Here is a 12,739-nt window from a genome sequence, read left to right as displayed (position 1 = left end):
TTGATTGATAATCAGATAATATAAAAGAGACTTTATTTAAAATAACAGATAAAATGAGTGACAATAAAACTAGAATATCTGAAGAAAACATTTTAGAAATCCAAGAGTGTATTAAGAGATTATGTAAAAAAGTAAGCTACTATACCGAGGATTTATTTGAAATAGAGCTTGGAGACGCAGAAATATATATCCAAATGCCTGGAGAAGAAGAAGGTTTTTCGTTGACAATCGAAGAGTTTATAGAATTTGATTGGCAGATGGACAAGTTTAATATTATTAATCAAGGAAGAATCCAAACTACAACTTTAACTTATCAAATCATAAAGGCAGAGACTGAAGATTTAGAATTCTATTTAAAAAGTACTTCTGATTTTTATCAAGAAATTGAAGGTGCAGAACTTAGTATTGTTGGATCTCCCATCTATTTAGCCATAGCTTGCATACTTTTGGATTCATATCACGATGATTTTGGAACCGGGTATCAAAGTTATACAGTTATTCAAATCGAATATGACGACAAACGCAACAAGCTATCAAACGAACATGAATCTGACTTAATTTATTCATATCTTTTTGAAATAGCGGATACAACTGGTTTTGTTTTTTACTTATCTAAAATCAGGGATAATGACCCAGAATTAGCAGAAAAGATTGAAATTCTTTTTGCTAAAGAAGAAGGTGACAACTCAGATCCTGAAGAAGAAATAGTACTTAAACCGCTTCTCAATTACTCGGATGCTATGCGTTTGTATGTTTCAGGGTTACAAACTCATGATAAAGAACTTCGTCTTCTTAACTTTTATAAAATATTTGAATACTTTGCCCCAATTGTTATAAGCATTGATTCTTACAACTTGCTTTCAAAAAAACTGGACTCTCCCATTGTTTTGAATCCAAATAGAGATTATCTAAAATCTATCTTTGAGCTAGTAAATTCCACAAACCAAAGGTTAAAAGACAATGAACTTATTAAATCAGTCATTAACGAGTGTTTTGATATGGTTGAATTGTTTGATTACCTGCCCGAAAGTATTAAAAAGAAAGTGCTTGGGATAGTTAAAGAAAAAAAATTAACTTATAAAACAGGAAAAGAAAAATTGACTCAAGCATGTAATATAATCGCTTCAACAATTTATAGTACAAGAAACCAGGTAGTACATGCTAAGTCAAATTTTGAAGCTACCGGAGATGAATGTCCTGCCCGTGATTTAGAACAACTCAATATATTTATGAGAGAAGCTTCTGCACGAACTATTCGATGGTATAGTAAATTACCAGATTATCAAAAATAATTCAAGTAATATTAACTAATGAATAGCAAACACTATTTTCTCCAAATGAATTATGAATGTTAATAAAATTGATTTTTACAACTTATTTTTAGAAGAAGGGCATCCATTTTATCAAGAAATTTTCCCTCTCGATAAAGATTTATTTAATCATTGGGTTATAAAAAACCTAAAAAAAATAGCTCAAATTGAATCATTTACTGACGTTACTCCTAGCGAAAAAATTGTTGAGGGACTAAGTAAACTTGGCTACGAACATGTGCATTATCAATGTCATTATTCTGCTAAAGCAGCCTCGATTTTAAATAAAGAGATTAACTATTTTACAGGTTTCGTAGAAAGAAAATCGTATTCATACTCAATCATTACACATAGCTTCAATTATTTCAATAATCGTATTATTGATTTTTCAAGAATAATTAATCTTGAAGATCCAATAGACGAGAAAAATAGTGGCTTACCTCACACATATTTTGGGATTAAGATCCCGAATAAGTTTATATTTAACTACAAACAAGAGACTTTAAACGATAAATCTATGAAACCACTATTATATGAATGGTATCTAGAAAGTATCAAATAAACACTTCTTTAAAGGAGGTTTAATTAGATTATTCTTTATCAAATTTTAAAAATATCGATTTTATATTAATAGTTACCAATAGGAGCTCATATATTTATAAGAAAGACTTTGCAGCAAGCCAACTTAATTATACACCTTAAACCAAGCTAATAAATGGATATTATCGAATTAATAGAAAGAAGAAATCTAGATGAGTTAGGAAGAAGATTCCTAGAAGAGTCAATTGATTATGCATTAATTAAAGATTTTGGGAAATCATATCTTTGCGCGAAAAAGGGTTTAGAAATTATAACTTGTGACTGTGTGTCACATGGTTGGAAAAAAAATTATGATAATTCTGACAAGCATTTATTCGACGAGTTAATAATAAATTACCAAAACCCAGAAGAGTATTATTTTGTAAAAGCATTTATCCTGAGTTATGAGGAGGAATTGACGTCCCTATACTTAGCGCTTGATTCAATAAATAAGTATTCATCATTAAAGAAAAATAGTACTGGAGAATATGTTAGATCAAGGATTCTTTCAAAACTGCAAAAGCATAAAGAGGCATTTGAAATCCTATGGTCTCTTTCAATTTCTGATGAAACTTCTAAAACATTTTACCGAATGGGAAGACTTGAGGAAGAACACCTTAACCAAAACGGCCTAGAGAATCTATTTCATGCATTTCAACGTAACCCAACAAGTTCATGTTGTTTAAGGAATATAAAAAAATACACTCTAGCCAGAGATGTTAAATTTCATGATAATAATGGAAGTGTTTTAATGAAATACTTCATGAAGAGCGAAGATGAATGGAAGTTTCAAGAAGTATATGAATCATATCTTTTTGATCAAAGAAACAGCAAAAAACACCCATATAATAATGAAAACACATTAAAAGAAATTGAGATGTTTACTGAAGAAATGTTTAAAATATCTTCAAACTACTTAGACGAAATAAACGGTACACAATCCAATGACAATAACATCAATGTTAACTACGATGATCTTGATCTAAGATACCCTAAATCGTCCCACAATGATTACTACAATGATTCTCTTGACTTAGATCAACAAGACCCTGAATTTTATGACAATCTTTAAACCAGCCCCATCTAAGGTGGGTGTAGTAAGGTGTGCTTGCCCAAGCATAGTATGTATTATTCAGTAGGTAGAGAATTGTTATAAGTGAACCAAAAGAAATAGACACGGTGAAAAATTGGTGATTAGTGTACTGAACAGGAATCGTAATTAATCGGGAAAGTAAAGTAGAAAAGATTTATAAAAACCCAGGACTATGGCACACAAGAAAAAAGGAAATATGACTATTTCTGGTGAATGGGCTAAACATTTAAGAAATAAGAAGAAAAAGCTTTTTTGGAAAGGTGAAAGGAATGCAGGTAAAGAATTTGTTCGAAGTGAGGTAAATTTCAAAGGCACAGGCGATTGAAGCTAACAATAATTCCATTATCAGGAATTCACAAGTCAAGGTGAGAAAACAGGAGAGAATAAGGGAGATTACCTTAGGAGAAATAATCATTGATCTAAATACTTAACTTCCAAGAATCGTAATCCAGTTAAAAAGAAAATAATTCTACTTCCTCATGATAAATGAACTCATAGAAATTGAATCATTCAATCCATTTGAATGTCAATATCCTAACAGAAAATTGATCACAAGAGAAACTTTAATCCTGATTAAAAATCTTCGTGTTGCGGGTCAAAAGGTAAGAATACTTCCAGATGATGATCAGCCTTTAGAAATCTTGTATAAAAAGGGCATTTCTGAAATGTTTTCGGATGTTCTAATTCTGTATTTATTTGGTAAGGCGGCCGACGTTGCAGTAAATGTAGTTTCAAGTCAGATTGATAAGTTGCTTGAAAGTGGTAAAAATGTTAAAAAAGAAAATATCATTATTAACATTGACAGATCAACTAATAATTTCAATTATTATGGAGAAAAAGTACTTAAAAACACTGAAAAGAAATTACTTGAAGAACGATTACAATTCAAAAAGGAATTTGAGAAATGCTTCAAAGTCATTTCTCCATTTAAGAAATATCCCACCCCTATTTTTTTAAACCATAATCCAAAAATTGTGGGATGGTGTCTCATTTACGAAGATGAAAAAGGACTTGGAACAGAAGGGATTGTTACAGATAAAAAAGTTAAACGTCGCATCAGACAAGGAAGGCTAAAAGGGTTTAGTATCACTGGTATTGCAAAGATAACTCAATGCTCTATTTGTAATTCCAAATTTACCGAATGCAATCATATCCCTGGTAAAGTGTATGATAACAAAAAATGCGTCAATAAGATCATAGACGCTGATTTTGTGGAAGCCAGTATTGTGAAAGAGCCTGTAAATCCACAATGTTTGATAAACTTGGAAGTGTAGGCAAAACTAACTGAATTTCAGTCTAAATATGAGGCAGTATAGATATTTGCATCTGATTTGTACAACCTACGTACAACCTGACGCCTATATATGCACTGAATAACAAATAGTTAACACTTTCTGTATCGGGAAGTGACACTATTCTTTCCACTAGGTTCAAGAGCGAAATAGCACCCGGAGTGATCTTATTGAAACTCGTTTCCACCCTCCCGTAGGACATGTGGTTTCCCACTGCCTTATTTACGCGAGAAGTTAATGTGTAGATGGTCGTTTGTTTTACCGAGATTTAGCTGTTCTGGAGCTAATCAAGTTTTTTATACCTCTGCTTCCGTTCGCTTAACGAATGGCATTTAAATTAGAGCAATCGTTTAGTTACTCTTAAACCATGGGTGCACCATGGCTATAAAACTGTCGATCCTACGGAGCTTTTTCCGATAACAATCTCCTCTGCGAAATGCTTTGTGACCTTCGCGGCTCTACGGTTAAAAAAACTCACCACTACCTCCTACCTAAATACTGAGAATCAGAAATAAGTATCTTCTTTTTGTTTAATGGTCTATGAAGCACCAGGTAAATTTCCCATTCAAGCTCTTGATCTTTTGCCGAAAGTGGAATTAGAACACTTAAGTCTTTTCTTTCCCCAACCTCCTTCACCCATATATGCCTCTTTACTTCTGGATGGTTCAGCAATACACTCACTCGATCCAAAGGATTGGCATTGGCTTCAATACTATTATCTATCCAAGAAATCCTTACTCCCTCAACTTCTCTTATTACTTTAGCTTCCACTGCTCCCACCAGACTACCTCTACTTATTTGTAGGTAAGCCGGATTGATTCTAGGAGTCGCTATGTGGTTATAGCCTTTTGTGGACAAATCGGTATGTGCCCAGTTTACCCCTGTCTTTTGACCCAGAAAGTTCTGGTATCCGAAATTGAGTACCAGTTTAAGAGGTTTTAAATAGGCATTGATCTCTGCCAACCTATTCTGATACACCTTTTGAAGCGCCGTAGGATTGGTTTTGTTTTTATGAGGGCCTCGGGGCAAACTCCTCATAATTATTTTGCCATTGAGCTTATAGAAGGTAAACCCTCCTACTTTTCCTTCTGGCTGGATCATGCTGGAATCCGAAATAGTAGCCATAGTTTTTAAGGTTAAAAGTTGAACTACAAGAAAAGTAGTAAAAAGTAAGTAATATTCAAATTCAAAACCACCTGAAAATCAGATTACATAGAAGTATTATAGTGAGTTGATTCAATTTTTAAACAATATAAACCATGATTAAATCTTGAATTAACCCTGTATAAACCTTCCATTTTGATGCACATCCCTAGTAATTTTAATAACTGAAACTATACTACGTTTGAACCAGGTTTTGTCTGGAACTGCTTGAGGTTCTTGCTGACCTGTGTTGCTAGAAGCTGGAAAAAATATTGTCTATTACTAACCTCAAGATGGGTTTTATCGAGCTGGGAAAGCTCCAGCAACCAACACTGATACATCTCCCAGAGATAATAGGAAATATCCTCTTCGCTATAGTATTCGAAAAGTTCTTCTGCGGTATGATCGAAGTTAAGATTCATGATAAGTAGATTTTTGAATGTTGTTTAATCACTACCGCTCTCCTTCTTAGGGATTAGTAGCTACCATCCGAATGAGCTAAGTATTACTCTTAGATTATGATTCAAGCTATTGATATTCATTGGGATACAATATCCTAGAGTAGGATGTTTTAGTCTAGCATAAGGAATAAATTATTCGGACAAAAAGCGTCTATTTTTGTGCTTTTTCTTGTGCAATTGGGATAAATGGAATAATTTAGTTCAAGGACTTTGGGCAGATTTTCCTAATTTCCCTAATTACAAATCAGACTATGAACGAGAAAATCCACCACGGCAGAAATATCAAGCGATTCCGGGAAATGATGGGCATCAAGCAGGATGCCTTGGCCCACGAACTTGGGGATGATTGGTCCCAAAAGAAGATCAGCCTACTCGAGCAAAAGGAAGAAGTCGAAGAAGAACTGCTGCGTCAGGTCGGTGAGATTCTCCGGATCCCTGTGGAAGCATTTCAGAATTTTGATGAAGAGCAGGTAGTAAATATTATTTCAAACACTGTTCATAATAATGACCAAGCAACTGGAAACTCTCTTTACAACTATTACCCAAACTTCAACCCAATTGATAAAGTAGTTCAACTCTATGATGAAAAAATCGCTCTTTACGAGCGAATGCTGAAGGAGAAAGATGAAATGATGGCGAGGTTGGAGAAGTTGTTGGGTAAGTAGATTTATAAAATTAAAACTTAAAGCCTTTCTGTGACGCAGAAGGGCTTTTTGGTTTCTAGGATGAATGCGATTGGATCAAAACATCGTCTGATCAGGTGAGACTGTAGAGATTATGCTTTTGCATACAATTCTGAAAAAAACAAGAATATCATAGCGACGACTCTGGCATGAGTCCTCGATATTATCAAGTTAAAGCTGTTAATAAAACCGTTGAAGCAATTGCCATAGGCAAAACCGGTATCAGCCCTGAATACAGCGCAGCGAAATTCGGGGTACATTCAATGCCATCTTTTTCAAGAGTGCCAAAGGCACGATCGATATTTACCCTCAATTAGCAGATTCTTCAAAACAAATTCACCTCATCCGACCTATCACAGATCCCCAATCTCCATTCTCTTTTCTCCTGTCTCCTGTCTCCTGTCTTAAGTCTTACTATCAAAAACCAATTGCAGCTAATCACTTAAAGAACTATCTTGACTCGACATCAAATCCCAGCTCATGAAATCCATCAAACCCTCCCTACTTTTTCTCCTTTTACTAGTATTCGGAACACACAATATACTCGCTCAAGTCAAACCAATTTTTGAAAATGGGGAAGCCCAAATCGTCCCGGAACTGAAAGATTCCGCCAACTGGATCCGAACTGATCTCTGGGTGGAAACGGATTTTGACACAGATGGTGACGGCAAAATGGACCGGATGCATGTGGATGTGACCCGACCTCTGCAAACCGAGACGGAGGGACTTAAGCTTCCTGTAATCTATGCCAGCAGTCCTTACTATGCAGGCACTGCAGGAAACGCGCCTATTTTTTGGGAGGTAAAGCATGAACTAGGCGAGGCGGCTCCTCCTAGAAATAAAACCGAAATCGTACGCACAGGTAAGCGGCCGATCATCTCCAATTCCGAAATTATGCAATGGGTGCCTCGTGGATACATCGTGGTGCACTCCTCCTCTCCAGGCACCGGGCTTTCTCAGGGTTCGCCCACCGTCGGTGGAGATAATGAGTCTTTGGCATCAAAGGCCGTGATCGAATGGCTGACTGGCAAAGACAATGGCTACACCACGCCGGATGGAAATGAAAAAGTGATGGCATTTTGGTCCACGGGGAAAGTGGGCATGACCGGAACTTCGTACAACGGCACGCTTCCACTTGCAGCGGCAACTACAGGAGTGGATGGCCTGGAGGCAATCATCCCTATCGCTCCCAACACTTCTTATTACCACTACTACCGATCCAACGGACTTGTCCGATCACCGGGCGGATATCTGGGAGAAGACATCGATGTATTGTATGATTTCATCCATAGCGGCGATGAGTCCAAAAGACCCTATAACAACAAAACTGTCCGTGACACCGAAATGGCGCAAGGCATGGACAGAATCAGCGGAGACTACAATGACTTCTGGGCTGGCCGTGACTACCTCAATGACATGGAACCTATGAAAGCAGCACTCTTGATGTCGCATGGCTTCAACGACTGGAACGTGATGCCGGAGCACAGCTATAGAATCTATGATGCGGCTCGCGCCAAAGGGATTCCTGCCAAAATCTATTATCACCAAAACGGTCATGGTGGCCCTCCCCCATTTTCTATGATGAACCGTTGGTTTACCCGCTACCTGCATGGGGTGGAAAATGGCGTGGAAGAAGGACCTAAAGCCTATATCGTCCGGGAAAGGGACGAGCAAAGCAATCCAACTCCTTATGCAGACTTCCCAAATCCTGAGGCTTCAGATGTGAACTTTTACCTCAAAGCTGGAGCACCAGCTGCAGGTTCCATGGGACTTGAGAAAGAGACTCCAGGCAAACAGGAAACGCTGGTGGATAACTATTCCTTCCCAGGCGCAGCATTGGCGCAGGCGGATTATACCGAGCATAGATTGCTCTACCTTAGCCCGGTACTCACCGAGCCTCTTCATATCTCTGGAATTCCGAAGATTACCGTGAAGCTGGCATCCAATAAACCTGCGGCCAACCTTTCGGTATGGTTGGTTTCCCTGCCTTGGACAGAAGGAAGAAATGCAAAAATCACTGACAATATCATCACCCGCGGCTGGGCAGATCCACAAAACCATGCCTCCATTCGCAAAGGAGAGCCTTTGGTGCCAGGGAAATTCTACGAGGTCACTTTCGACTTGCAGCCAGACGATCAGATCATCCCAGCAGGCCAGCAGATCGGACTGATGATTTTTTCCTCAGATGCCGAGTTCACTCTCCTACCCAAGCCAGGCACAGAACTAACGGTCGATCTGGATGGAACTGTACTGACCCTTCCGGTGGTGGGAGGAAAAGGGATGGTAGAGAAGGCTGTGAAGTAAAAAAAAGCGAGAATTAAGCGAAATATACCCTGTACAGGGTATTGTAATGGAAGGTAAAAGTGGGGTTATTGTGGTTTGGGAGTAGCAGGAAAAGAGGTGCATATACTTGATTAATACGGCTTGCTAGAGATCAAAAAGGTAAAGCAATAATAGAATTGCGCTTTAAAAAAATGCGCCAATTAAATACATGAAACTGAATGACACATTTTGACCAAGCAAAAAACAAAGTTCTCTTTGGAAGTACAGATAAGTTAGCTGATTGGATGGATGAAGATTTAGACCAAAGAAAAATCATTGATAAGATCAAGTTAATGCTCAAAAATTATCTTGAATTAGACAATGTTAGCTTTCTGTTTGGTTCAGGAACTTCGATTCATTTAGGGGCAGTGGCAATCCGAAATTTCCCCTTAGAAGTAGAAGCCTACATAAAAGATAAACATAAGTTATTTGATGATACATATACCTGTTTCATTTCAGTAGTCAAAGAACTACAGGCAGATTTTTTAAAATATGGAAAAGCGCATTTGATTCCTGGAACTCAAACTTTTGAAGATAAAAGAAAATGGAAATTTTGCATAGAGAATGAGATTGTACGTGATATCGAATCTAACGAGATCCATATTGAATATGAAAAGCTCTTGAATTACCTAATAGCCAAAGATTTCGTTCTCAATTTGGATAAAAGTAAAACTAGAACTGACAAAATCCCAGAACTTATTGAGTCTATCAAAGAAGGTCTTTTCTTGGTATGTGATGTGGATAAACGAAAAATACCTACTTCTCAGTTAAAAAAGATAATTAGAAGAAACAAAAAACAATCGTTCAGAAATGCTCTAAAGAACAAATATTACTATCACGAAATGTTTCTAAAAGCCCTTCTTCAAAGGCCTTTGAATTTGAGGCGAGCTAATATTTTCACGGCTAATTATGACTTAGCGTTTGAATATGCTTTTGATAAGTTAGGGGTTCATTACATTGATGGTTTTTCAGGGTTTCACAAAAGATTTTTTAAGCCAGAAACATTTGAATACGATATTTTTTATCCAGGCTCTACTACTTCTGGTAAAGTCCAAAGAATAGAGAAAGTAGTCAGATATTATAAGTTACATGGCTCATTATCTTGGGTCAATTCTGAAACAAGGGATGCAAACAATCTATATGGGATTGAAGAGAAATCGCTAGAACTCATAGAATCTCTAGAGAAAAAGGGGGAGATCATTATCTATCCTTCGGCAGTAAAAAAGTCTTACACTCTGGACCTGCCATACTCGGAGCTTTTTAGACAATTTGCTTCAACCATAACTCAATCTCAATCAGTGCTTCTTACAGTTGGATATGCATTTGCGGACGACCATTTTAATGATATCATTTATCAAGCTCTGTCAAATCCTACTTTCACTCTTATTGTAATCGATTTTCAAGGAACTCAGAATGAATACATAAAAAATCTAAGAGAACTTAACGACCCTAGAATCATAATACTTGAAGGCGAATTTTTTGGTGACTTCCTGACCTTTGCAGACACGCTAATGCCCAATTTCAATAATGTTGACAATAACGAAAAGGTTGCAAATACTTTGAACGAGCTTTTAAGTACCAAACCTTCTAAACCTGAACCTACTAAAGAAGCATGAGCGAAAGAAGCATCGGCAAAGTAATTTCTGTTGACAGTTTTAGGGCCTACATAAGACTTGATGAAGATTTAAAAAGTCTTTATAAAAGCGGATATGAAGATATCTTTGAAGTTGCCAGAATCAACTCTTACGTAATTATTCCAATAGGGTCAGATAAAATTGTAGCTATGGTTACAAGTGTCAGAGCCATTGATGAAACAGAAATTGGAAAAAATAAGGAAGCCATATTTTTAACTAAATCCGCAAGGTATTTGGTCGCAACTATGATTGGAACTATTGAGAATAGCGGTAAATACATACAAGGAGTATACAATTATCCAATCCTCGACAACCCTGTTTGGTATGTAACAAGCCAAGATTTGGATAATATTTTTGACCAAAAGAAAAAAGAAGGTTCAGAGGAAATAAACTTTGAAGAGGATTATTATTTACCCATCGGAACATCACCATCATTTTCTGATTATAAAATCAAGATAAACCCAGATAAATTTTTCGGTAAACATGCGGCAATATTAGGTAATACCGGTTCTGGGAAATCCTGCACGTTTGCATCTATTATCCAAAGTATTTTCGATTTTAATTACAATGGGAAGAAGTTAAAAAATGCTCATGTCATAATATTTGACACTAATGGAGAATACAAACAAGCATTTCAAGGGACGAAAGAAGCCCAATATAAAAATCTTGAACTTGTCAATCCATTTAATATTGACAAAGACGGCATGAAAGTTCCTTTTTGGTTTATGAATTTTGCTGATTTTGATTATTTATTTGAACCAACATCAGGCACACAAGCCCCTGTATTTAAAAGAGCATTAGGTCTAGCTAAAAATCAAACGGTGGCATCTGTAAAACGTCTTATTCCCCAGTCCTATATTTCTAGGCTAGAATCAATTATCAATGAATGTGATGAAAACAATAATAAAATAAAGATCACAATCTTAACCGAACTTGATCTCTTTGTTGCTGAATTTACTGCACTAAACACTGACTTTGACAAATCAAACATGTTAGGAGCTCTTGTTACTTTGCAAAAGGAAAAAAGCAAATTAACTCCAAATGATCCTTATCCACCTCGAGGTACTGTAAGTACACAAACATTGACTTCATTTAACTCTGTATTACGGAATGAAATATCCTTATATAATGTCTCTGTGAGAACTGAGGAAGTTTCTCAAGAACGGAATATTGATCTGCCAATTTATTTCAATTTCAATGACTTAATTGAAAGGTTTTTTGACGAAGCAATTAGCGAGCAGGAAAATACAGGAAATAGATTGAGAGAGTTCGTTTCAACTCTAAGATTAAGATTGCAATCGTATTTAGGTGATGAAAGGATTTCTCAACCTCTCCTATTAAATCAACCTGAAGTAATTTTAAATGCTTTAGCGAAATTCATTTCTTTTATTCTAGGAGATTTTTGTAAAGTATTCAAAACTGGAGAGACAGATTTATTTACAGAGTTTTATAAAAAACAGTTAGGTAAAGAAGAAATTGAAAAACTCGTTGAAGACAAGCCAAGTCAAGTAACAATTATTGACATGTCCTTATTGCCTTATGAAGTTTTAGAAACGATAACTGGATTAATTGGTAGGCTTATTTTAGACTTTGTATCTCGTTTTCCCGAAAGTGATAGAGGCACAATTCCAATGGTAATAGCCTTAGAAGAAGCACAAAATTACATTCCCGAAAAAAACAGAGGTGATAGAGAGTCGATAGCTAAAAAGGTGTTTGAGCGAATTGCTAGAGAAGGTCGTAAATACGGTATTTCTTTACTTGTATCTAGCCAGCGTCCTTCTGAATTATCAAAGACAGTATTATCACAATGCAACTCTTTCATTATTCACAGGCTTCAAAATCCAGAAGACCAAAAATATGTCAGACAATTGGTTTCAGCTGCCAATGAAGACATATTACAACAATTACCCATTTTACCACAACAACATGTGGTAATTATGGGCGATGCAGTAAGAACGCCTGTTCAAGCGAGAATGAACAATGCAAGTCCAAGACCTAATAGTAATAATCCGAAATTCGTAGAAAATTGGACAAGGGACTTACCCGAAAATTTCCCGAATTATGAGGCAATAGCTGAAGCATGGGAAAAAGGAGAGAAATATAAACCTGCTTCTGCAGCACCGGAGGTTGAACAACAACAACAAAACTCGGAAGAAAAATAATACCCATAAGCATTAATAACTTTTGTATTGCTAACTGGTCACAGATAAAAGACTTAATAA

The 12,739-nt window shown here is 36.4% G+C and carries 11 protein-coding genes and 1 pseudogene; 10 read left to right on the top strand and 2 right to left on the bottom strand.

The features are described from left to right. Positions 1 to 53: 53 nt before the first annotated feature. The 5 genes from BM386_RS03385 (at position 54) to BM386_RS03370 (ending at position 4,256) form a co-directional block, all read left to right on the top strand. Positions 54 to 1,292, top strand: a complete 1,239-nt coding sequence (locus BM386_RS03385; protein ID WP_091691628.1) for a hypothetical protein — start codon at positions 54 to 56, stop codon at positions 1,290 to 1,292. Between the two features lie 52 nt (positions 1,293 to 1,344). Further along, positions 1,345 to 1,872 carry a hypothetical protein gene (locus BM386_RS03380; protein ID WP_091691627.1) on the top strand — a complete coding sequence of 176 codons (528 nt, stop codon included), beginning with the start codon at positions 1,345 to 1,347 and terminating at the stop codon, positions 1,870 to 1,872. Between the two features lie 153 nt (positions 1,873 to 2,025). Next, on the top strand, positions 2,026 to 2,961 hold the full coding sequence (locus BM386_RS03375; RefSeq protein WP_091691626.1) for a hypothetical protein: 936 nt from the start codon (positions 2,026 to 2,028) through the stop codon (positions 2,959 to 2,961). A gap of 193 nt (positions 2,962 to 3,154) precedes the next feature. Next, entirely contained in the window at positions 3,155 to 3,307 is a 153-nt protein-coding gene (locus tag BM386_RS23585; protein WP_170857025.1) for a hypothetical protein, read from the top strand. A gap of 154 nt (positions 3,308 to 3,461) precedes the next feature. After that, positions 3,462 to 4,256, top strand: coding sequence for a hypothetical protein (locus tag BM386_RS03370; RefSeq protein ID WP_091691625.1), 795 nt, complete (start codon positions 3,462 to 3,464; stop codon positions 4,254 to 4,256). Between the two features lie 498 nt (positions 4,257 to 4,754). Here the strand turns inward: BM386_RS03370 and BM386_RS03365 are convergent, their stop codons facing one another. Beyond that, complete coding sequence (locus tag BM386_RS03365) at positions 4,755 to 5,399, bottom strand: DUF6266 family protein (protein ID WP_091691624.1); 645 nt, start codon at positions 5,397 to 5,399, stop codon at positions 4,755 to 4,757. Positions 5,400 to 5,608: 209 nt separating this feature from the next. Next, on the bottom strand, positions 5,609 to 5,839 hold the full coding sequence (locus tag BM386_RS03360) for a hypothetical protein (RefSeq protein ID WP_091691623.1): 231 nt from the start codon (positions 5,837 to 5,839) through the stop codon (positions 5,609 to 5,611). A gap of 290 nt (positions 5,840 to 6,129) precedes the next feature. On the opposite strand from BM386_RS03360, the gene BM386_RS03355 reads away from it, so the two are divergent. The 5 genes and pseudogenes from BM386_RS03355 to BM386_RS03340 all read left to right on the top strand — a co-directional run bounded on the left by BM386_RS03355 (position 6,130) and on the right by BM386_RS03340 (position 12,679). Further along, positions 6,130 to 6,543 (top strand): helix-turn-helix domain-containing protein, encoded by a 414-nt coding sequence (locus BM386_RS03355; RefSeq protein WP_091691622.1) that lies wholly within the window; start codon positions 6,130 to 6,132, stop codon positions 6,541 to 6,543. A 137-nt stretch (positions 6,544 to 6,680) separates the two neighbouring features. Next, positions 6,681 to 6,785 (top strand): annotated as a pseudogene (locus BM386_RS24090) (EcoEI R domain-containing protein); the annotation flags it as partial. 256 nt (positions 6,786 to 7,041) lie between these two features. Further along, positions 7,042 to 8,865, top strand: a complete 1,824-nt coding sequence (locus BM386_RS03350) for a Xaa-Pro dipeptidyl-peptidase (RefSeq protein ID WP_091691621.1) — start codon at positions 7,042 to 7,044, stop codon at positions 8,863 to 8,865. Between the two features lie 197 nt (positions 8,866 to 9,062). After that, positions 9,063 to 10,499 carry an SIR2 family protein gene (locus BM386_RS23790; RefSeq protein WP_211482881.1) on the top strand — a complete coding sequence of 479 codons (1,437 nt, stop codon included), beginning with the start codon at positions 9,063 to 9,065 and terminating at the stop codon, positions 10,497 to 10,499. Then, a complete protein-coding gene (locus BM386_RS03340; RefSeq protein WP_091691620.1) occupies positions 10,496 to 12,679 on the top strand; it encodes an ATP-binding protein in 2,184 nt (727 codons plus the stop codon). The genes BM386_RS23790 and BM386_RS03340 overlap by 4 nt, the downstream gene beginning before the upstream one ends. The last annotated feature ends 60 nt before the right edge of the window (positions 12,680 to 12,739 follow it).

Source organism: Algoriphagus locisalis (genome assembly GCF_900116615.1).
Classification (GTDB): domain Bacteria; phylum Bacteroidota; class Bacteroidia; order Cytophagales; family Cyclobacteriaceae; genus Algoriphagus; species Algoriphagus locisalis.
Note: the sequence above shows the minus strand (reverse complement) of the source record. Positions and strands in the feature narration are given on the sequence as shown.

Bases quoted from the DNA above. Each gene is read 5' to 3' on its own strand.
- BM386_RS03370 (WP_091691625.1), top strand. From the start codon at position 3,462: ATGATAAATGAACTCATAGAAATTGAATCATTCAATCCATTTGAATGT.
- BM386_RS03385 (WP_091691628.1), top strand. From the start codon at position 54: ATGAGTGACAATAAAACTAGAATATCTGAAGAAAACATTTTAGAAATC.
- BM386_RS03365 (WP_091691624.1), bottom strand. From the start codon at position 5,399: ATGGCTACTATTTCGGATTCCAGCATGATCCAGCCAGAAGGAAAAGTA.
- BM386_RS23585 (WP_170857025.1), top strand. From the start codon at position 3,155: ATGGCACACAAGAAAAAAGGAAATATGACTATTTCTGGTGAATGGGCT.
- BM386_RS03350 (WP_091691621.1), top strand. From the start codon at position 7,042: ATGAAATCCATCAAACCCTCCCTACTTTTTCTCCTTTTACTAGTATTC.
- BM386_RS03360 (WP_091691623.1), bottom strand. From the start codon at position 5,839: ATGAATCTTAACTTCGATCATACCGCAGAAGAACTTTTCGAATACTAT.
- BM386_RS03340 (WP_091691620.1), top strand. From the start codon at position 10,496: ATGAGCGAAAGAAGCATCGGCAAAGTAATTTCTGTTGACAGTTTTAGG.
- BM386_RS03380 (WP_091691627.1), top strand. From the start codon at position 1,345: ATGAATGTTAATAAAATTGATTTTTACAACTTATTTTTAGAAGAAGGG.
- BM386_RS03355 (WP_091691622.1), top strand. From the start codon at position 6,130: ATGAACGAGAAAATCCACCACGGCAGAAATATCAAGCGATTCCGGGAA.
- BM386_RS03375 (WP_091691626.1), top strand. From the start codon at position 2,026: ATGGATATTATCGAATTAATAGAAAGAAGAAATCTAGATGAGTTAGGA.
- BM386_RS23790 (WP_211482881.1), top strand. From the start codon at position 9,063: ATGACACATTTTGACCAAGCAAAAAACAAAGTTCTCTTTGGAAGTACA.